Source organism: Stenotrophomonas sp. SMYL11 (assembly GCF_036320005.1).
Lineage (GTDB): Bacteria > Pseudomonadota > Gammaproteobacteria > Xanthomonadales > Xanthomonadaceae > Stenotrophomonas > Stenotrophomonas maltophilia_A.
Map to the genome: position 1 here is coordinate 115,719 of NZ_JAWIRS010000005.1, position 19,057 is coordinate 134,775.

Genomic DNA, 19,057 nt, shown 5'->3' on the forward strand with positions numbered 1-19,057 from the left:
TGAAGTGACGTGCGTATCAATCGTTGCTCACCTGCGAACCACACGAGCGTGTCCAAAGTGGATGCACAGGCAGCGCAGTCGAGGCTGCTTTTCTCCCCCGAAACAACGATACAGGAGCAACGCCATAAGCACCCAGTCCACCATCGAACACCGCCTCAACGACCTGATCGAGATCGCCCGGGACGGAAAGTCGTTCTACGAGGAAGCTGCGACCAAGGTGAAGGATGCCGAACTGTCGGCCCTGTTCACTCGCATTGCCGGTGTCAAGGGCCGCATCGTAGCTGCATTGAGTGGCTCGGTTGCTGCCAGCGGCGGCAAGCCGGCCGAGCACGGCACCGTGGTCGGTTCGATGCAGCAGTTCTATGGCAAGGTCCGCGCTGCATTCGGCGACACCAACTATGGTTATGTGGCCGAGCTGGAAGAGTCTGAAGACCGGCTGCTTGGCGCGTTCAAGGATGTGCTGAAGGACAACGAACTTCCGCCGGCCGTGCGCCAGGAAGTCACCCAGCTGCTGCCTGAAGTGCAGGAGTGCCACAACGTGATGCGTGCGCGCAAGCACGCCATGAAGGCGGCCTGACGATCATCGGCGGCCTTCTCCCCGGGGCCGCCACGGTCGGGGCAGTATGCTGCCCCGGCCATCTTCTGCGCTCGTTGTGGACACACCTAAAAGAGGGGCGGCCGCGAGGCCGCCCCAATCCGTCAAGCGCATGCTGCTTTGGAATCAGAAACGTACTGACCAGCGTGCATTCGCACCATGGTCACGACTCTCGCTGCCGAACTGGCCGCTGTAGCCCAGTTCCAGCTGCTGTCGCGGGGTCAGCCAGGCCGACAGGCCCAGTTCGGCCACCACCGCGTTGTCGGCAATCGGTGCGCCGTTGACCGCGAATGTGGTGCTGCCGTTGGCGAAGGCAAGGTTGGCGACCTGGCTGTGATCTCCCGAGGCACGGCGATAGCCGACGCCACCGCGCAGGTGCAGCCAGCTTTCCTGCTGGAACGAAGCCTTCAACCCCTTGTCGAAGCGCACGCCGGCGGTGGCGATCATGGTTCCGGTGTCGTCTACCTTGCCCTGCAGCGCCGCTGCTCCACCGCGCTCGTTGATGCGCTTGAGGTCCACTTCCACGCGCGCCACCTGCAGGTACGGTTCCAGCCCCGCTTCCGGGCCACCGAAGCGGTAACCGGCTTCGATGAAGGCCTGGCGGGTACGGGCGTCGTAGCGCGCGCTCAGGCTGTCGTTGAAACCTGCGAAGGTGACGTCACGTGTACTCTTCACCTCGTGCTTGCTCCACGCCACGCCACCGCGCAGGCCGAAGCCGCCCCAGCTGTGGCTGGCATAGGCGCCGAAGTGCGTGTTATCGATCTTCGACTTGGCGCGGCGGTCCTGCTGCTTGATGTCGGTACGGCCGGTGCCGGCCAGCACGCCAACCTGCCAGCCGGACAACTCGCGGTCGATGCCGACCAGCAGTCCGTTGCTGTTGGCTTCGGTACGGGCGGTGTTGAAGTCACCATCCAGCTTGCTGTTGCCACCGATGGCCTGCACCCATGCACCCGTCGCATCACCCGCGTCGGTGCCAGGTGCCGCAGCGCCGGCACGGCGTGACAGTGCGGCATCGCGCACGTAGCGGCTGCCCTCGACCAGGGCGATGGCCGTGGCCGGATGCAGCTCGCCGCTGAGACCGTCGAGCACGCCGCCGACCTGCTGCGGGAACAGCTGGGTCAGCGGCTTGGGCAGGCCCTGGGCGATCGGCAGCAGGTCGGCCGCCGCCGCCACTGCACGCTGGTTGGGGGTGTTGGCAGCCGTGGTCAGCGAGGCGCCACGGGCGACATCGATACGCGTGCCATTGGCGCCGTAGGCCAGGCTGAACTGCAGGAAGGGCGAGAACGCGCTGAAGTCGGTCTTGGCGAACTGGCCGCTGATGCCGCCGTCGGCACGCAGGAAGTTGAACTGTTCGCCGAGGTAGTACACGCCCGGTTCCGGCAGCGCGACCAGGGTGCCGCCGAGAGTGGCAATGCCCGTCACATGCAGCTGGTCACTGCGGCCACCCGGTGCCAGCTCCGCCGCATAGACGCCGGTAGCGCCCTGCACGTAGTTGCCGTTGATGGTCAGCGTGCCGATCGAGTTGCCCGGCGCGATGATGCCGTCCACGCGGGTGTTGCCGAGCGTGCCGACGCCCTTCAGCAGGCCATTGGCGCCGACCGTGGTGGTGCCACCGGTCTGCGTGCCATTGAAGGACACCACGCCGCCGTTGACCACCAGGTTGCTGTTGTTCAGCACGCCGCTGGCACTGACCGTGCTGACGCCACCGGTGGTGGTCAAGGCGGTGGAGACCAGGTTGCCGTTGAGCAGGAACCGGCCGCCCTGGACCTCGACCGCCGAGGTGAGCGTGTTCGCACCGTTCAACTCGAGCGTGCCGTCCTGCACTACCGCGCCGTTGAAGCTGTTGTTGCCGCTCAGACGCAGCCAGCCGATACCGGATTTGGTCAGCTTGCCGGGGCCGCCGATGTCGTTGGTCCAGTTGTCCCAAGCATCGCCTTCCCAGACCTTCAGCCCGCCGGCCTTTTGGTTCATCACCACGTTGGTATCCACGCGCAGCGAACCGTAGCCTTCGATGGCCTTGCGCAGGTCGACCATGCCCCAGCCGTAGATTGCGTCGATACCCGGCGCGCCGAGATCGCGTGCGGTGGTCAGCAGCACGTCGCGGACCTGGGCGTTGTCCAGATACGGGAAGCGCTCCATCAGCAGGCCGAGAGCGCCCGTGATGTGCGGCGCGGCCATCGACGTGCCGGTCTTGGTGCCGTAGACGTAGTTGGTGTTCTCGCTGTCGATGATCAGCCGTACGTAGGCGGAGGTGTTCTCGATGCGGCCCTGGATATCGCCGGAGACGACGGTGCTGAGGATGTCGGTGCCGGGGGCCGAGATGCACCAGTTGGCGGCAACGCCGCAGATGCTGGAGCTGCCATCGATCACGTAGTCGGTTTCACCTGCGGCGGCATTGGGCCGGCGGACATTGGCGACCGCCAGCCAGTACGGTTCCAGCTCGGGCTTCCAGCGCGGCATCGAGGCGGTGATGCCGGCAACCGCACCGCTACCGTTGCCGGCCGACCACACCTGGATGAGGGTGGAGCCCGGGGTATCGTCGTCGCTGGCGTAGATGCTGCCGTACACGCCGTAGTCGGCACCGATGCTGGCGTACTGCTGGTCCAGCGCGGCGGCGGTCATGTTGCGCGTGGAAATGCCCCAGCTGTGGTTGATGGCGCGTACACCCTGCGCCTGGATCTGCGCATACATGTCCAGCGTAGCGGCATCATCCGGATCGGTGCGGTACACGGCGCGCGGGCGATAGTAGCCATCCGGGTCGAGGCGCCATTCGTAGTACGTGTCGCCGAACACGCGGGCGGCGGTGAGGTCCGCACCAAAGGCTACGCCGTGCATTCCCGTGCCATCACGGTTGGCGCCGATGGTGCCCAGTACGTGGGTGCCATGATCGGCATAGCTGAAGCCATAGGGAAGGCCAGCCGCGATCAGGCGTGCCGCCAGTGAGGCCGGAACGCCGGCGCCGAGTCCGTAGTAGTTGAAGCCTGGCTGTTCGCCGCGGGTCTGCCCGCAGGCGCCGGTACCTGCGACGACACCCGGCGTCGCGCAGTCGGCGCCAATGGTGATGCTGGATGTGTTGCGTCCTGCAAATTCCGCATGTGCCAGCGCGGAGCCTGAGTCGAACAGCGCCAGGCGCGCACCCTTGCCGGTCAGGCCGCGTGCATAGGCGTAGTCGGCGCCCATCGCACCCAGGCCCCAATCAGCGTTGAATTCATCGCTGCGCCAGCTGGCCGGATCGCCTGGGCTGCCAAGAACGGCGGTGCTGCTGGCGGCAGGTGCGGTGGCCGTGGCTGCGGGTGGCGTGCTGGCAGCGGGCTGCGCCCATGCAGCCTGCAACTGGCGCTGCTGCTGCCAGGCATCAAGTGATTCGCCGGCCATGGCTGGCAGCGCGGTGGCCAGCAGCAGCGAACTGGCGACGGCAAGCGCCAGCGGGCGGTGCGACAGGGAGCGGGACGAACGGCCGTACAGCGGGTAATTCATCAGACAACTTCCTTGGTTGACGGACAACAGGGCCGTTAACGCCAAGGCGTGGCGATATCCCCCAGTGATGTGAAGGGATTTTTATGAACGCGTTAATTATTTGTGACGCACACTTCACCCGGTCTCCCCTCGGTCCCTTTACCGTGGCTTGGCCTGGGCTCACCAGGCTTATCAAGGAGCGATGTCGATGCGTACTTTCGGGAAAGTGATCGCCGGTGTTGTGTTCGCGTTGGCCTGCAGCGGCTCGGTGGCCGTGGCCGGACCGGTTCAGCCCTGCGATCTGCCCTGCTGGAGGGCCTATCAGGCGTGTGTATCCGGTGGTGGTGATGCCATGGAATGCCAGTACGAATACGATCGATGCATCATGGAGCGCTGCGGCGCGGTGTAAGCCCTGCCGTGAACGGCTGAGGGCGAGCCCCGTCTGTGACGGGGCTCTTCTGTCTGTGCGCAGGGTCGGGCAGTCTCGACGCATTCTTCCTGCTGGAGTGGTACATGGCCGTCAAGCGTGTCGTCGCCAACATCGCCACCCCCGACCCCGCGTGTGCCGCAGCGTTCTACGGCGAACTGCTCGGCATGCCGGTGGTGATGGACCATGGCTGGATCGTCACCCATGGCGGGCAGGGCAGTGCGCTGGCACAGGTCAGCTTCGCCAGCGAAGGGGGTTCCGGAGCACCGGTGCCGGACCTCTCGATCGAGGTGGACAACCTGCAGGAGGTGCTGGAGCGCATGCGCGCGGCCGGCGTTGCGCTGGAATATGGTCCGGCTGACGAACCCTGGGGCGTGCGGCGCTTTTTCGTCCGCGATCCATTCGGTCGGTTGTTGAACATCCTCGCCCACGCCTGAGCGACGGCGAGGGCTTCAGCGGCGCGTGCCGCCACGCTTCGGGGCCGGCGACACGCCGACCATGCGCGGGTAATCGGCCACCACCGTCGCAATGAAGATGGCGGTATCCGGTGCCGCCGCAGCGGCAACACGTGAGACCACGCCAGTGCCTTGCTGATGCTGCTGCTCGGCGTTGGCATGAGCCTGGGCAGCCCGCAGTGGCCGCGCAGGCACACACGTTGAACCTGCAGCCGTCGGCCCTGCTGCCAGGGGCGCAGAGTCTGGCCTGGTGCCGCGGCGCCATGGCCGGCGGTTTCGGCTGGGCGATGACCGTCGCCGGCGTGCTGGCCCTGCTGGCAGCGCCGGGCCTGTACCGGCAGCGCTAGTGCGCTTGAGCGCGCTGCGGTCAGCCGTGCTGGCGTTGCGGCCCCTCCTCCGTCGTTGGCGCGGCATCGGCCGCGTGCTGCTGTTGCTGCTGCCGTGCATTGGCGTGGCGCGCGTGCCCGCCTTCGCGGCCGATCGCCGCCATGTGCTGGCGATTGCGGCTGATTGCCTCGCCGCCCTTGCGTCCCGCCACGCGTGCCTCGGCCGGGCTGAACTCATGTGCATTGCCGGACGCATGGGCGGCGCGTCCGCCCTTTGCGGCGATCGCGCGCTGCTTGTCCTGGTCCATCGAAGCGAAGCCACGAGGGGAGGTGCCGTGATGCTGGTCAGCCATGTGAAGGCTCCCGTTGCATGGAAGGGACGCTCATCCTTGCCGGTGCCCGGCTAAGGAAGTGTCCGCACCGGCATCGCTGCCTTCACGCCGCACCGCACTGCCATTCACGGCGCAGCTACGCTGCTGCGCGGATTGCGCGGCTTGGCGAGCATGGGCCGCCATGCGCTCTGGCTACCCAGAGAGGACAGAACAGCATGAGCACATTCGGGTGGCTCGCACTGCTGGGATGTGCAGTGCCACACGCTGCAACTGCGCGTGGCAGATGGCCGCTGGATCTTCCTCAGCGAAATCGAGATGGCCGCTGAGCAGCAACGCCTCAGCGCCGACGGGCGTCCTGCAGGCGCTGTGCGAAGGGCCGCTGTTCGAGCACCACCAGTGCTTCGCGCAGCACCTGCTCCAGCGACTGGCCCAGATCCGCATCGAGGCTGCGCGCTGCCTGCGCGGTGGCCTGCCACTGTGCCTGCAGCGCAGGCAACGCCCGTCGCGCGCGTGGGCTCAAGTGCAGGATGCGTTCGCGCCCGTCATCGCCGCTGGCTGCGAGCAGCCAGCCAGCGCGCATCATCGCCGCCACTGTCTGGCTGAGCGCCGAATGGCTGAGCCCGCATGCCAGCGCCAGATCCTTGATCCGGCAGGGGCCCTGCGCCATCAGCGTGCGCAGCACTGGCGTGTAGCGGGGCCGGTAGTCCAGTTGCAGATCCTGGTAGGCCTGCTCCACAGCCGGGTCCAGCTGGTCGAGCAGGGCGCGCAGCAGGGTGCCCAGCGTGGCGTGTTGGAGATCCATGACCGGAATGATATATAAGCACTTATATATCTTCAATGCGGGGGTGGATGATGGCGGTCTCCTGGATGCTCGGCGTGCTGCTGGCGGCAGCCTGCCCCGCGCAGGACGGGGTCCTGCAGGCGGCGGCCAGCGCCGTGCAGGCGCAGTACCTGGACGAGGCGGAGGGCGCCCGCATCGCCGACGCCCTGCGCACCTGGTCGACGCAGCAGCGCTATGCGGACAGCTGCTCGGATCCTGCTGCGTTCAGCGCACGCCTGAACCAAGACCTGGATATGTTCGATGGCCACTTCCACGTTGAACGCGTGGACGCGGCGGCTGGCCAGGACGACTGGTTGATGGCCTGGCGCGCCGATGCCCGCAGCAACGGCGCCGGCGTGCGCGAGGTGCGGGTGCTGGAGGGCAACGTTGGCTACCTGCGCTTGAGTACCTTCTATCCGCTGGATCTGGCGCGGCCGAAGTTCGCTGCGGCCTTCACGTTGTTGGCCGACACCGAGGGCCTGGTGCTGGACCTGCGCCAGAACGGCGGCGGCGACGACGCAAGTGCCGATCTGTTGGTACGGACACTGCTGGACGCCAAGATCGGCACGGTGCAGCAGCTGGACCAGCGCGGCCGGCGCACGCCGGTACCGTTGCCGCCAGCGAGCCTGCCCGCCTACCTGAAACCGCTGGTGGTGCTGATCGACCGCCGCACCGGTTCGGCCGCCGAGTTCGTCGCCTACTCGCTGCAGGCCCTGGGCCGCGCGCGCATTGTCGGCACGCGCAGCGGCGGCGCAGCGCATATGTTTGGTGATCCTGTGCTGCTGCCCGATGGCTATCAGATCAGCATTCCCGACCGGCAACCGATCAATCTGCGCACCGGTGGCAACTGGGAACGTACCGGCGTGAGGCCTGATGTGGCCGGTGGCGACGATCCGCTGTTCATCGCGCGGCAACTGCTGGCGCCTGCGAAGTCGTCAAGATGAACGCACCATTGCATGGCTGCCCTATCGCAGATGCGAGATTGCATGCCTAGAATCGAAGCATCCCGGTAGTTCCCGGGCGCTTCGAGTGAATGGACTCAATGAAGATTCTGTTGACCGGCAGTTCCGGGCGGATCGGGCGTGCGATCTTCGGCGCGCTGGCGGCGGCCCACGAAGTGGTGGGGCTGGATCGCAGCCCATTCGCCACCACCCGCATCATTGCCGATGTCACCGATCGTCAGGCCGTGATGCGGGCAGTGCAGGGCGTCGACGCGGTGATCCATACCGCCGCCCTGCACGCACCCCATGTCGGCCTGGTGCCGGATGCAGTATTCCAGCAGATCAATGTGGATGCGACCGCACACCTGTTGCAGGCTGCCCGCGAGGCCGGTGCACGCCGCTTCGTGCTGACCAGCACCACGGCGCTGTATGGCCACGCGGTGGTGGCGGGCGGTTGCCGCTGGATCGATGAAGATACCGAGCCGCTGCCACGCACCATCTACCATCGCAGCAAGCTGCAGGCCGAGGCGTTGGCTGAAGCCGCTGCGGCGCCGGGCTTCAGCGTGCGCGTGCTGCGCATGGCCCGCTGTTTCCCCGAGCCACCGGAGCGGATGGCGATGTTCCGCCTGCACCGCGGTATCGACGCGCGCGACGTGGCTAGCGCACATGCCGCGCTGCTGCACGATGAGGGCGCTGCCTTCGCACGCTACGTTGCCTGCGCACCGACGCCGTTCCTGCGTGAGGATTGCCTGGAACTGGCGACCCAGCCCCGCAGGGTGCTGGCCCGCCGCGCCCCGCAGCTGCTGGCCGAGTTCGAGCGCCGTGGCTGGCCGCTGCCGCTGAGCATTGACCGCGTCTACGACAGTGCACTGATGCGCAGCACACTGGGCTGGCAGCCGCGCTTCGGCCCGGACGACGTGCTGCAGCAGTACGCGGTTGGCAGCATCGAGGTGCTGCCGCGGGCGGAATGGATCAAGGACCGCGTGGCCGAATAGGGCGGCAGCGGGGCGGGTTCCTGACCCGACCCTGAGCAGGTTCAGGAATGTGCAGACGGACCGCCTCAACCTCGTTCACAGGCGGCCGCTAACCCGGTGCGCTTCCAGCGCCGGGCGTGTCCCGGCGGCCGGTGGCCTGCGCGACGGATCGCGCACCTGCGCGGTGCCCTCGCGGTGCCGGTCGTCCTGAACTGCCTTGCGGACCCTTCCATGCCTTCTCCCCGTTCCGCCGCTGCCCGCCGCCCGGGCAGCATCGCCCACAAGCTGATGCTGGGCACCGCTGCGATCGCGCTGCTTTGCTTCGGCCTGACTGCGTTCCTGATCTACCGCCAGGCCAGCGCCAGCCTGATCGACGCCTCGCGCCAGACCATGGCCAGCGAAGCCACCGCCGAAGCCCGCCAGGTCGCGGCCGATCTGGGCACCGCCTTTGCCAGCAACGACGCCATGGTCGAGGCCGTGCTCGCCCAGCGCGCGCGCGGCGATGTTCCGGATCGTGCCAGCCTGGCTGCCGTGCTGGGCGAGCAGCTGCGCACCCACCCCGAGTGGCTGGGCAAGAGCACCATGTGGGAGGCCGACGCCTTCGATGGCAAGGATGCCGAGTTCGTCAACACCGAAGCGCACGATGCCACCGGTCGTTACATGAGCTACTGGGCCTGGCACGACGGCAAGCCGCAGCAGTCGACGATGACCGACTACACCGAGACGGCCAGTGGCTCCGGTGACTGGTACATGGTGCCCAGCCGCGACAAGCTGGCGAAGGTAAGCGAGCCCTACGCCTACGACATCGGTGGCCAGCAGGTGCTGATGAGCACGCTGAGCACGCCGATCATCGAAAACGGCAGGTTCCTCGGTGTATTCACTGTGGACTTCTCGCTGGCGGCGCTGCAGAAGCACCTGGCCACGCTGAAGCCGATGGGCGCCGGGCGCGTCGAACTGCTCTCGCCGAATGGCGTGGTGCTGGCCTCGGCAAATGCCGCCGAAATCGGCAAGCCGCGTGGCGACGCATTGACCCGCAGCATGCTGGCAGACATCGCCGCCGACCGCCGGTTCGAAGCCTTCACTCCGGATGCCGCCGGCAACGTGCGCGTATACGTGCCGCTGCGTGTGGGCGATGCGCCGCAGCGCTTTGCACTGGGTGTGGTGATGCCGCACGCGGTGATCGTGGCCGAGGCGCGCCAGCTGCTGTGGCTGACCCTGCTGGTTGGCGTGGTGGCCGCGCTGACGCTGAGTGCCGGTGTCTATGTGCTGCTGCGCCGGTTGGCGATCCGCCCACTGGCCGAAGCCGTGCGCGTGGCCGGCGACGTCGCCGCGGGCAACCTGGACAGCACCCTGCCGGCACGCAGCAACGACGAAGTGGGCCGCCTGCTGGACGCGATGCAGGGCATGCGGGGGCAGCTGCAGTCGGTGATGGCGGCGCAGGCGGAAATGGCGCGCCGCCATGACGACGGTGAAATCAGCTACCGCATGGACGCCTCGGCGTTTCCGGGTGAGTATGGCCGGATGGTGGCTGACAGCAACCAGCTGGTGGCCTCCAGCAACGCCGTCACCCAGCGCCTGGTCGACGTGATGCAGCGCTATGCGGTGGGTGACCTGAGCGTGGACATGGAAGCGCTGCCGGGCGAGAAGGCGGTGTTCACCGCTGCAATGGCCACCACCAAGAGCAACCTGGCAGCGATCAACGATCAGATCCAGCAGCTGGCCGCCGCAGCAGCAGCCGGTGATTTCGCGGTGCGCGGCGACACGCTGCGCTTCGACCACGACTTCCGCCGCATGGTGGAAACCCTCAACACCATGATGCAGGTCAGCGATCACAACCTGGCCGAGCTGTCGACGCTGCTGCGCGCGATTGCCGCAGGCGACCTCAGCGCGCGCATGCAGGGCGATTTCCACGGCGTGTTCGCGGTGATGCGCGACGATGCCAACAGCACGGTGCAGCAGCTGACCCAGATCGTTGGCCAGATCCAGCAGTCGGCGGCCAGCATCCGCCTGGCGGCGGGTGAGATCGCCGCGGGCAACAGTGACCTGTCGCGCCGCACCGAGCAGCAGGCGGCGAACCTGGAAGAGACGGCGGCCTCGATGGAAGAGCTGACCTCCACGGTGCGCCAGAATGCCGACCACGCGCTGCAGGCCAATACCCTGGCCGGCTCCGCGGCGGGCGTGGCCAGCGAAGGCGGGCAGGTGGTCAGCCAGGTGGTGCAGACCATGGAACAGATCGAGGCCTCCTCGCAGCGCATTGCCGAGATCATTTCGGTGATCGATGGCATCGCGTTCCAGACCAACATCCTGGCGTTGAACGCGGCGGTGGAAGCGGCGCGTGCCGGCGAACAGGGCCGCGGATTCGCCGTGGTCGCCAGCGAAGTGCGTGCGCTGGCACAGCGCTCGGCAGGCGCGGCCAAGGAGATCAAGGAGCTGATCGACGCCTCGGTGGCGCAGGTCGGTGCCGGTGCGCAGCTGGTGCACGGCGCGGGCCGCACCATGCAGGAAATCGTCGGCCAGGTCGGTCGAGTGAACGAGATCATGGCCGAGATCTCGGCAGCCTCGCGCGAGCAGTCGGCGGGCATCGAGCAGGTCAACCAGACCGTGGTGCAGATGGACGAGACCACCCAGCAGAACGCCGCGCTGGTGGAAGAAGCCAGTGCCGCTGCGCGCGCAATGGAAGAACAGGCCGAGCAGCTGGCGGTGGCGGTCTCGCGCTTCCGCCTGCAGGCCGAGCCGGTGGCTACGGTCCGCCGCGCGGCCTGACCCCGTTGCGCGCACATGAAGACGCCCGGCCAAGGCCGGGCGTCTTCATTTCTGCTTGATGCTATGCCAGGCCGGAGTGCGGCGGCAGCATGGCGTCAGAACATTCCTTCGAAGGGGTTCCAGCTGGCCTTGCCCTTTACCTGTTCCAGGTAGTAGCTGTAGTTGGTGCTGGAGGCGACCAGGAAGTTCATGGCGATGAACACGGCACGGGCCACAATGTCCGGCAGGAACAGGGTGACGATGCCCAGCGCGATGTTGATGCCGAGCACGACCAGCGCCTTGCGCCACATGCCCAGGATGAGCAGGTAGATGAAGCCGAAGAAGAAGGCGAAGAAGTTGATGTTGACCTTCAGGCGGTCACCGAAGGACAGCGCCTTCCAGGCCTGCTTGAAACCCGGTTCCTTGGGCGCGCCGTGCTGCTGGAAGAAGTTGAAGCGGAACTGCCACTTCGGGCTGAAGCGGGAGAGGTCGACTGCGTTCATTGAAGATCACGTCCTTGTAGGAAAACGGTTACATCTTATCGGGCAAGGGGACCGCAGGGCCACCCTCCCGTGTCAAGAATGTGACGTTTGATCAGGTGTGGCGCTGTGGCAGGATTCGCACCGTCACCCATCCGCCTTGTTTTTAGGATAGGGTGCGCAGTTCCGCTGCCGCCCCAGCTGAACCCGGGCGGCGGCGGGATGTCCATGGAGGTTGCATGACCACACCTGCTATACCGGAAAACGCACCGGGACCGGTGCTCCTGCCGACACCTGAAGTGGTGCAGGCACAACAACTGCTCGCACGCCAGCAACTGGCGGTAGCGATGGACCGTGCACGCACGGCCGCTACGCAGAACGCGGCCGCGGCCGCGCTGGAAAGCGAGTAATCCGCAACACCGCCGATCGCGCTGGCGTGCTGCCAGCGCGATCGCGGCGCGCGCCGCCGGTCAGAACCGCGCGGTCATGCTCATGAAGTAGCTGCGACCGGCCACGAAGTAGTCGGTGGAGCCTTCGGCATACAGCTTCTTGTCGGCCAGGTTGCTGACGCCGCCGCGCAGGGTGAGTACCTCGTTGACGTTCCAGGCAGCGGTCAGGTCATACAGGGTGTAGGCCTTGAGGAAGGTCGTGGCGGTACCGGCCTGCTTGCCGGTGTACTGCGCCGACAGGCTGCTGGAAAACACCGTGTTGGGCGTCCAGTCCAGCGACGAATAGCCGGAAAACTCCGGCGTATCGATCAGGTTCCTGCCGGTGGTCAGGTTCTTGGCTTCCTTCATCCAGGTGGCCGAGGTGCGCCAGCGCCATTGCTCGCCGAAGCGGACATTGAAGTTGCCTTCCATGCCACTGGTGCGCGCGCGCTGCACGTTGCTCATGCGCGTCCACCAGATGCCGTTGAACTTGCCCAGGGGCGCGTACTCGATCTTGTTCTTGAAGTCGGTATGGAAGTAGGTCAGGCCGGCATCGAACAGGTCATTGTCGAAGCTGATGCCGATCTCGCGGTTGGTGCTGGTTTCCGGGTCCAGGTCTGGGTTGCCGGCCATGTAGCAGCCGCCACGGGTATAGCCCAGCGGAATCAGCGAGGTGCAGCCGCGGCCGCCGGACTGGGTGGCCGCGGTGGCCGAATTCTCGGTCAGGCTGGGCGCGCGGAAGCCCTTGGAAACACCACCACGTATCGTCCACTGTTCGGCCGGGTGCCAGACCAGGTAGGCGCGGGGGCTGACGTGGCTGCCGAACTTCTCATGGTGGTCCAGGCGTGCGCCCAGGGTCAGCGCCAGCGTGCGGTGCAGCTTCAGTTCGTCCTCAACGAACAGTGCCCAGGTATCTACTTCCAGGTTGGAGCCGCTGACGGCATTGCCGGCATAGTCGATCGGCGCGCGGCCGATGGTATCGGTGTTGGTCAGTTCCTGGCGCTTCCACTGGCCACCGACGGCGAGCTGGTGTTCAACTCCCAGCGTGAAGGGCGTGGTCAGGCTGCCTTCGATGATGGTATCGGTGGCTTCGGAGCGGCCGGTGGCACCGATGTCGTTCTTGTATTCGGTCCAGTAGGCGCTGAGCTTCGAGTTGCCGAAGCTCCACTTGCCATCGTGGTTGAGCGCGAGCGAGCTGCGCTTGAGTTCGCTGGCACCCCAGGCGCCTTCGTCCTGCTTTTCCAGCGACGCGTCGATGAAGGCCTGCTGCACGCCGTGGCCGGCTTCCAGCGACAGTTCCTGCGCATCGCTGAGCTTCCACTGCAGCAGCGCGTCGACATTGCGGTCCTTCTCGCCGGCGTAGGCATTGCCATAGACACCACCGTTGGAGCGGTCCGAGTCGCGGCGCATGCTGTTGGCACCGATGCGCAGGCCGAAGCGCTCGCCGAGCGGGCCGGAGAACGTGGCACCGATCTGCTGGGTATCACCGCGCTTGCCATCACCCGGGCGGGTATAGCTGTGGGTGGCGCTGCCGTTCCAATCATCACCGATGCGCTTGGTGATGATGTTGATCACGCCGCCCATGGCGTCGGAGCCGTACAGCGACGACATTGGTCCGCGCACCACCTCGATGCGTTCGATCTGGTCGGGCGAGATCCAGTTCAGATCCTGGCGGCCGAGGTCGGGACGGTAGTTGGTCGAGGCCGAGCTGCCCATGCGCTTGCCGTCCACCAGCACCAGCGTGTAATTGGACGGCATGCCACGCAGCTTGATCTTGGACTGCTCGCCGACCGCGCTGAGGCCACCGGTCACGCCCGGCACGCGGCTGAGCAGGGTGGCCAGGTCGTGCACCGGCTGGCGCTCGATGTCCTCGCGGCTGATCACGCTGATGCTGGCCGGCGCATCCTTGATCCATTGCTGGTTGCCCGAGGCGGTGACCACCACGGTATCCAGATCCTTGGTGGAGGCATCGGCGCTGGCCTCTGCGGCGGCCAGGCCGGGCAGGGCCAACAGGCAGGCGGTTGCCAGAGCGCAGGCCAGGCGGGTGCGCGGCAGGTGCGCGGAAGGGGTACGGAACGACAGGGACATGACGGCTTCCATCGGAGGAGGGGGACCCGGTGGAAGCAGCAGGCGCACGCAGACAGCAGGCAGCCCCCTTCCATGGGTCGTTGGGCGCTGGGTTGGAACCGGCGCAGCTGGGTGGGTCTCGGCCGTGCGGGAGACGGTGACCTGCCTGGTTAATGAAATGATAACCGTTCGCGTTTGTTACGATCCAGTACCTGGGGCGACCAAGTGACATCCGTTCCCCTGCCCCGGCACTCGCCTGCTGTTTGCTGAATGGGGATAAATCCCGGCGTAGACCTTCGCACTCGGCTTACATCCGGGGCCCTAGACTGAGCCGCATTTTCGATTCCGCCCCGTTGGAGATCGTGTGGGTTCCGGTAGTGACAGACATCGACTGCGTGGCGTGACGCCGGCGCAGCCAGGACAAGTGCGGGCGCCGGGAAAGCGCGCCGGGAACCTTGGTGCATGCAGCCCGGCCGGGATGGCCGGCCGTGCCGACTGCGCGGAGTAGGCGGCAATGGAGGTGCAGACCATCCATGCGGAAGCAGATACGTCCCGGCTTGATGCCGGCTGGACGCTGCTGCCGGCCGGATCGCCGTTGCAGATGCCCGAGCAGACCCTGCGCGAAGGCCAACTGAAGGTTCGCCGCCATCGCACCTCGCCGCGGCTGATCGGCCTGCGCCGGTTCTATATCTTCGGCGGCACGCTGGCGATGACCGCCATCGCTACCCGGATGATGTGGCGCGTGCTGTCGGCCAATGGCATCAGCGTGCTCGAGGCCTGCCTGCTGGTGCTGTTTGTCGGCCTGTTCGCCTGGATCGCGCTGTCTTTCGCCAGCGCCGTGGCCGGCTTCCTGACTGCCGTGTTCGACCGGGGCTATCGCCTCGGCATCGACCCGGACAAGCCACTGCCGACGGTGCACAGCCGCACCGCGCTGCTGATGCCGACCTACAACGAAGATCCGCGCCGGCTGCTGGCCGGCCTGCAGGCGATCTACGAGTCGGTGGCCGCCACGGGCCAGCTCGACCGGTTCGACTTCTTCGTGCTCAGTGATACCCGGCGCGAAGACATCGCGCGGGCCGAGGAGCAGGTGTTCGCCGAACTGCGCGAGCGCGTGCCCGATGGCCAGGCGCGGCTGTTCTACCGCCGCCGTGGCGACAACAGCGGGCGCAAGGCCGGCAACATCGCCGACTGGGTCCGCCGTTTTGGCGGCGCCTACCCGCAGATGCTGATCCTCGACGCCGACAGCCTGATGACCGGCGACAGCATCGTGCGCCTGGTCGCGGGCATGGAGCACAACGCAGACGTTGGCCTGATCCAGACCCTGCCGTCGGTGATCGGTGGCCGCACCCTGTTTGCCCGCATGCAGCAGTTCGGTGGCCGCGTGTACGGGCCGGTGATCGCACGCGGCGTGGCCTGGTGGCACGGTGCCGAGAGCAATTACTGGGGCCACAACGCCATCATCCGCACCCGCGCCTTCGCCGATCAGGCCGGGCTGCCGGCGCTGCCGGGGCGCAAGCCGTTCGGTGGCCACGTGCTCAGCCATGACTTCGTCGAAGCGGCGCTGATGCGTCGTGGCGGCTGGGCCGCGCACATGGTGCCGTACCTGGGCGGCAGCTATGAAGAAGGTCCGCCGACCCTGACCGACCTGCTGGTGCGCGACCGCCGCTGGTGCCAGGGCAACCTGCAGCACGGCAAGGTGGTCGGCAGCCGTGGCCTGCACTGGATCAGCCGCATGCACATGCTGATCGGCATCGGTCATTACTTCACCGCGCCGATGTGGGCGATGCTGATGCTGATCGGCATCGCCATCCCGCTGTTCCAGGAAGGCATCGATTTCAACGCCCTGCTGCACCTGTCGCCCAGCGTGTACTGGCGGGCCCAGGACGAGGAACAGGTGGTGCGCCTGTTCGCGGCGACCATGGCGGTGCTGCTGCTGCCCAAGGTGCTGGGTTACCTGGCGATGCTGCTGGACCCGGTCGACCGACGGGGGTGTGGCGGTGCCCTGCGCGCGTTCGTCTCGATGCTGGTGGAAACCGTATTGGCCGCGCTGATGGCGCCGGTGGTGATGTACGTGCAGTCGCGCGGCGTGGCCGAAGTGCTGTCCGGCCGCGATTCGGGCTGGGACGCGCAGCAGCGTGACGATGGTGGCATTTCGTGGCTGGCGCTGATCCGTGGCTACGGTGGGCTGGGGGTGTTCGGCGCCTTCATGGGCATGCTGGCCTGGGCGGTGTCGCCATCGCTGGCCGCATGGATGGCGCCGGTGGTGATCGGCATGGTGCTGGCGGTACCGGTGGTGGCACTGACGTCTTCGCGTGGCCCCGGTGCCTTCCTGCACCGTCTTGGCCTGCTTGATATCCCCGAGGAGAACATCCCGCCGCCGGTGCTGGTACGTGCCGCGCAGCTGCGCCGGGAAGCGGCCGAACAACCGCCGCTGTACTGATCGTCCCGCGGCGGCGGCATAATGCGGCTCGAACTTGAAGGAGCCGCATCATGCTGCAAACGGTGGAACAGGAGACCGGCGCCTCGCCGCAGTGGTCGGTGATCTGGCTGCACGGCCTCGGTGCCGATGGCCACGACTTCGCGCCGATCGTGCCGGAGCTGGTGCGTCCGCATTGGCCGGCGCTGCGCTTCGTGTTCCCGCATGCACCGGTGCGACCGATCACGATCAACAACGGTGTGCCGATGCGCGGCTGGTACGACATCGTCGGCATGGATTTCCGATCGCGCGCCGACATGGTGGGCGTGCAGGAATCGGTGGTGCAGCTGGATGCGCTGATCGCGCGTGAGATCGAGCGTGGCATCGCGCCGGAGAAGATCTTCCTGGCCGGTTTCTCGCAGGGGGGCGCGATCATCCTGACCGCCGCGCTGTCACGCACCGCGCCGCTGGCCGGCCTGATCGCGCTGTCCACCTACCTGCCCGAAGCCGACGGCGCAAAGCGCGCTGAAGGCGCCGTGCAGGTGCCGGTGTTCATGGCCCATGGCAGCGGCGACCCGGTGATTCCGCAGGCGGTGGCCGTACACAGCGCGCAGGCGCTGCAGGCGCTGGGCCTGGAGGTGGAATGGCACAGTTACCCGATGGCCCACCAGGTCTGCGCCGAAGAGATCCAGGCGCTGGGTGACTGGTTGCAGGAACGCCTGGGCGCTGCCTGACCCATGCCGCCGGCCAGCGCCCCGCCCTGGATGCCGGAACTGTGCCGCCTGCCGCGGCTGGCGGCGATGCTCAGCCTGGCCGAACTGGTGGTGGTGGTGCTGGCCCTGGCCCCGGATGGCAGCCGCCACTGGACTGTGGGCGAACTGCTGTCGGCCAGTGGTTTCGCGTTGTGGCTGGCGCTGGCCGTAACGGCCAGCCTGTGCCTGCTGCGGAACGCGTTGTCGAGGTTGCCACAGGTTCTGGGGGCGGTCTCGGCCATCGCACTTGCGACGCTGATCGCGGTGGTCTGCGCGGGCATCGTGCATGCCCTGTACGCGGTGCTTGGCGACAACTTCGCCCGCGGCATCAGCTTCTGGCGCTTCACGCTGGGCAGCGCGGCGACGACGGCGCTGATCACTGCCTTGGCCCTGCGCTACTTCTATGTGAGTGATCGCTGGGCCGCACAGGTACAGGCCAACGCACGCGCACAGGCCGATGCCCTGCAGGCGCGGATCCGCCCGCACTTCCTGTTCAACAGCATGAACCTGATCGCCAGCCTGCTGCATCGCGACCCGGTCGTGGCCGAGCGTGCGGTGCTGGACCTGTCCGATCTGTTCCGAGCCGCGCTGGGGGCGGGCGAGGGTGATTCCACCCTGCGTGACGAATGCGAGCTGGCCGAGCGCTACCTGTCGATCGAATCACTGCGCCTGGGCGAGCGCCTGCAGGTGCGCTGGCAGCGCGACGAACCGCTGCCCTGGGATCTTCCCCTGCCTCGCCTGGTACTGCAGCCGCTGGTGGAGAACGCCGTGCTGCATGGCATCTCGCGGCTGCCCGAGGGTGGCACCATCGAGCTGCAGCTGATGCGCGAGGGTAATGAACTGCAGATCTGCGTGCGCAATCCGGCGCCCGACCCGCAGGCCCCCGGGCTGGCCCTGGCGCGCGGTGCCGGCCATGCCCAGCACAGCATCGGCCATCGGCTGGCCTGGCGCTTCGGCAGCGCCGCGCGGATGACGGCTGGATGGAGCGAGGGCTACTATGCCTGCCAGGTGACAGTGCCGATCCAGTGAGGGAGCGATCGTGAGGGTAGTCATCGCCGATGACGAACCGCTGGCGCGTGAGCGCCTGCGCAGCCTGTTGGCCGCGCAGGACGGCGTGGATGTGGTGGCCGAGGCCGGCAACGGCGAGCAGGCCCTGCACGCGTGCGCGGAGCTGCAGCCGGACCTGGTCCTGCTGGATATCGCCATGCCCGGGCTGGATGGCCTGGAAGCCGCCCGCCACCTGGCCAGCTTCGAGCCGCGGCCGGCGGTGGTGTTCTGCACCGCTTACGATGCGCATGCGCTGTCGGCGTTCGAGGCGGCCGCGATTGATTACCTGATGAAGCCGGTACGTGCCGAGCGATTGGCGGCAGCGATCGCACGTGCACGCACGTTCCTGGCCGGCCGCGATGGCCAGCCACAGGACCACCGCGGGCAGCAGGCGCGCAGCATGCTGTGCGCGCGCCTGCGCGGCAGCCTGCGCTTGATTCCGCTGGACGACATCCATTACCTGCAGGCCGAAGAGAAGTACGTGGTGGTGCACCACGCGCGCGGAGAAGACCTGATCGAAGAGTCGCTGAAGTCGCTGGAAGAAGAGTTCGCCAGCCGCTTCATCCGCATCCATCGCAACTGCCTGGTGGCGCGCCACGAACTGGTCGAGCTGCGCCGTGGCACGGGTGGGCAGGTGCAGGCGATGTTGCGCCATGGCAAGCAACCGCTGGAAGTCAGCCGCCGCTGCGTGGCGACGCTGAAGCAGGAACTGCGGCATCTGTGAGTGTTCCGCGCGGCCTGCGGCCGCGACTGCTTACAGATCAACATCAAGATCAACAGCAACAGCAACAGCAACAGCA

General features: G+C 67.0%; 18 protein-coding genes. 12 read left to right on the top strand and 6 right to left on the bottom strand.

Features of this window, described 5'->3' with window-relative positions; translation table 11 throughout:
- Positions 1-124 precede the first annotated feature (124 nt).
- Positions 125-577 carry a PA2169 family four-helix-bundle protein gene (locus tag V3B46_RS10385; protein ID WP_005419568.1) on the top strand — a complete coding sequence of 151 codons (453 nt, stop codon included), beginning with the start codon at positions 125-127 and terminating at the stop codon, positions 575-577.
- Between the two features lie 144 nt (positions 578-721).
- Here the strand turns inward: V3B46_RS10385 and V3B46_RS10390 are convergent, their stop codons facing one another.
- The gene (locus V3B46_RS10390) at positions 722-4,072 is read right to left on the bottom strand and encodes an autotransporter domain-containing protein (protein WP_329891851.1); all 3,351 of its coding nucleotides are present in this window, start codon (positions 4,070-4,072) and stop codon (positions 722-724) included.
- Positions 4,073-4,259: 187 nt separating this feature from the next.
- Between V3B46_RS10390 and V3B46_RS10395 the strand changes: the two genes are divergently transcribed.
- Positions 4,260-4,460: a hypothetical protein gene (locus tag V3B46_RS10395; protein ID WP_329891881.1), complete on the top strand. Its 201-nt coding sequence runs from the start codon at positions 4,260-4,262 to the stop codon at positions 4,458-4,460.
- Between the two features lie 104 nt (positions 4,461-4,564).
- On the top strand, positions 4,565-4,915 hold the full coding sequence (locus V3B46_RS10400) for a VOC family protein (protein WP_100474014.1): 351 nt from the start codon (positions 4,565-4,567) through the stop codon (positions 4,913-4,915).
- A 15-nt stretch (positions 4,916-4,930) separates the two neighbouring features.
- On the opposite strand, the gene V3B46_RS10405 is transcribed toward V3B46_RS10400, so the two are convergent.
- Positions 4,931-5,056, bottom strand: coding sequence for a hypothetical protein (locus tag V3B46_RS10405; protein ID WP_329891852.1), 126 nt, complete (start codon positions 5,054-5,056; stop codon positions 4,931-4,933).
- 77 nt (positions 5,057-5,133) lie between these two features.
- Between V3B46_RS10405 and V3B46_RS10410 the strand changes: the two genes are divergently transcribed.
- Positions 5,134-5,280 (top strand): hypothetical protein, encoded by a 147-nt coding sequence (locus V3B46_RS10410; RefSeq protein WP_229655250.1) that lies wholly within the window; start codon positions 5,134-5,136, stop codon positions 5,278-5,280.
- A 20-nt stretch (positions 5,281-5,300) separates the two neighbouring features.
- Here V3B46_RS10410 and V3B46_RS10415 read toward each other — a convergent pair whose 3' ends face one another.
- Positions 5,301-5,612: a KGG domain-containing protein gene (locus tag V3B46_RS10415; protein ID WP_154264505.1), complete on the bottom strand. Its 312-nt coding sequence runs from the start codon at positions 5,610-5,612 to the stop codon at positions 5,301-5,303.
- Between the two features lie 316 nt (positions 5,613-5,928).
- The gene (locus tag V3B46_RS10420) at positions 5,929-6,393 is read right to left on the bottom strand and encodes a MarR family transcriptional regulator (RefSeq protein WP_100474010.1); all 465 of its coding nucleotides are present in this window, start codon (positions 6,391-6,393) and stop codon (positions 5,929-5,931) included.
- Between the two features lie 50 nt (positions 6,394-6,443).
- Here V3B46_RS10420 and V3B46_RS10425 point away from each other — a divergent pair, with 50 nt between their 5' ends.
- From V3B46_RS10425 to V3B46_RS10435, 3 genes are all read left to right on the top strand, one after another.
- A complete protein-coding gene (locus V3B46_RS10425) occupies positions 6,444-7,355 on the top strand; it encodes a S41 family peptidase (protein WP_329891882.1) in 912 nt (303 codons plus the stop codon).
- Between the two features lie 98 nt (positions 7,356-7,453).
- Positions 7,454-8,347: an NAD-dependent epimerase/dehydratase family protein gene (locus tag V3B46_RS10430; RefSeq protein WP_329891853.1), complete on the top strand. Its 894-nt coding sequence runs from the start codon at positions 7,454-7,456 to the stop codon at positions 8,345-8,347.
- A 210-nt stretch (positions 8,348-8,557) separates the two neighbouring features.
- The gene (locus tag V3B46_RS10435; RefSeq protein WP_329891854.1) at positions 8,558-11,089 is read left to right on the top strand and encodes a methyl-accepting chemotaxis protein; all 2,532 of its coding nucleotides are present in this window, start codon (positions 8,558-8,560) and stop codon (positions 11,087-11,089) included.
- A 95-nt stretch (positions 11,090-11,184) separates the two neighbouring features.
- Here the strand turns inward: V3B46_RS10435 and V3B46_RS10440 are convergent, their stop codons facing one another.
- Positions 11,185-11,571 carry a DUF2628 domain-containing protein gene (locus V3B46_RS10440; RefSeq protein ID WP_094001067.1) on the bottom strand — a complete coding sequence of 129 codons (387 nt, stop codon included), beginning with the start codon at positions 11,569-11,571 and terminating at the stop codon, positions 11,185-11,187.
- A 215-nt stretch (positions 11,572-11,786) separates the two neighbouring features.
- On the opposite strand from V3B46_RS10440, the gene V3B46_RS10445 reads away from it, so the two are divergent.
- Complete coding sequence (locus V3B46_RS10445) at positions 11,787-11,957, top strand: hypothetical protein (RefSeq protein WP_165929944.1); 171 nt, start codon at positions 11,787-11,789, stop codon at positions 11,955-11,957.
- 60 nt (positions 11,958-12,017) lie between these two features.
- On the opposite strand, the gene V3B46_RS10450 is transcribed toward V3B46_RS10445, so the two are convergent.
- Positions 12,018-14,063, bottom strand: a complete 2,046-nt coding sequence (locus tag V3B46_RS10450) for a TonB-dependent receptor domain-containing protein (protein WP_329891855.1) — start codon at positions 14,061-14,063, stop codon at positions 12,018-12,020.
- 493 nt (positions 14,064-14,556) lie between these two features.
- Between V3B46_RS10450 and mdoH the strand changes: the two genes are divergently transcribed.
- The 4 genes from mdoH to V3B46_RS10470 are packed head-to-tail and all read left to right on the top strand — an operon-like array spanning position 14,557 to position 18,981.
- Complete coding sequence (mdoH, locus tag V3B46_RS10455; protein ID WP_329891856.1) at positions 14,557-16,482, top strand: glucans biosynthesis glucosyltransferase MdoH; 1,926 nt, start codon at positions 14,557-14,559, stop codon at positions 16,480-16,482.
- 50 nt (positions 16,483-16,532) lie between these two features.
- Positions 16,533-17,192 carry an alpha/beta hydrolase gene (locus V3B46_RS10460; protein ID WP_154264500.1) on the top strand — a complete coding sequence of 220 codons (660 nt, stop codon included), beginning with the start codon at positions 16,533-16,535 and terminating at the stop codon, positions 17,190-17,192.
- 3 nt (positions 17,193-17,195) lie between these two features.
- The gene (locus V3B46_RS10465; protein WP_329891857.1) at positions 17,196-18,239 is read left to right on the top strand and encodes a sensor histidine kinase; all 1,044 of its coding nucleotides are present in this window, start codon (positions 17,196-17,198) and stop codon (positions 18,237-18,239) included.
- 10 nt (positions 18,240-18,249) lie between these two features.
- Positions 18,250-18,981 (top strand): LytR/AlgR family response regulator transcription factor, encoded by a 732-nt coding sequence (locus tag V3B46_RS10470; protein ID WP_010481294.1) that lies wholly within the window; start codon positions 18,250-18,252, stop codon positions 18,979-18,981.
- The last annotated feature ends 76 nt before the right edge of the window (positions 18,982-19,057 follow it).

Bases quoted from the DNA above. Each gene is read 5' to 3' on its own strand.
- V3B46_RS10440 (WP_094001067.1), bottom strand. From the start codon at position 11,571: ATGAACGCAGTCGACCTCTCCCGCTTCAGCCCGAAGTGGCAGTTCCGC.
- V3B46_RS10450 (WP_329891855.1), bottom strand. From the start codon at position 14,063: ATGTCCCTGTCGTTCCGTACCCCTTCCGCGCACCTGCCGCGCACCCGC.
- mdoH (WP_329891856.1), top strand. From the start codon at position 14,557: ATGGAGGTGCAGACCATCCATGCGGAAGCAGATACGTCCCGGCTTGAT.
- V3B46_RS10415 (WP_154264505.1), bottom strand. From the start codon at position 5,612: ATGGCTGACCAGCATCACGGCACCTCCCCTCGTGGCTTCGCTTCGATG.
- V3B46_RS10420 (WP_100474010.1), bottom strand. From the start codon at position 6,393: ATGGATCTCCAACACGCCACGCTGGGCACCCTGCTGCGCGCCCTGCTC.
- V3B46_RS10465 (WP_329891857.1), top strand. From the start codon at position 17,196: ATGCCGCCGGCCAGCGCCCCGCCCTGGATGCCGGAACTGTGCCGCCTG.
- V3B46_RS10425 (WP_329891882.1), top strand. From the start codon at position 6,444: ATGGCGGTCTCCTGGATGCTCGGCGTGCTGCTGGCGGCAGCCTGCCCC.
- V3B46_RS10460 (WP_154264500.1), top strand. From the start codon at position 16,533: ATGCTGCAAACGGTGGAACAGGAGACCGGCGCCTCGCCGCAGTGGTCG.
- V3B46_RS10395 (WP_329891881.1), top strand. From the start codon at position 4,260: ATGCGTACTTTCGGGAAAGTGATCGCCGGTGTTGTGTTCGCGTTGGCC.
- V3B46_RS10390 (WP_329891851.1), bottom strand. From the start codon at position 4,072: ATGAATTACCCGCTGTACGGCCGTTCGTCCCGCTCCCTGTCGCACCGC.
- V3B46_RS10430 (WP_329891853.1), top strand. From the start codon at position 7,454: ATGAAGATTCTGTTGACCGGCAGTTCCGGGCGGATCGGGCGTGCGATC.
- V3B46_RS10400 (WP_100474014.1), top strand. From the start codon at position 4,565: ATGGCCGTCAAGCGTGTCGTCGCCAACATCGCCACCCCCGACCCCGCG.
- V3B46_RS10435 (WP_329891854.1), top strand. From the start codon at position 8,558: ATGCCTTCTCCCCGTTCCGCCGCTGCCCGCCGCCCGGGCAGCATCGCC.
- V3B46_RS10445 (WP_165929944.1), top strand. From the start codon at position 11,787: ATGACCACACCTGCTATACCGGAAAACGCACCGGGACCGGTGCTCCTG.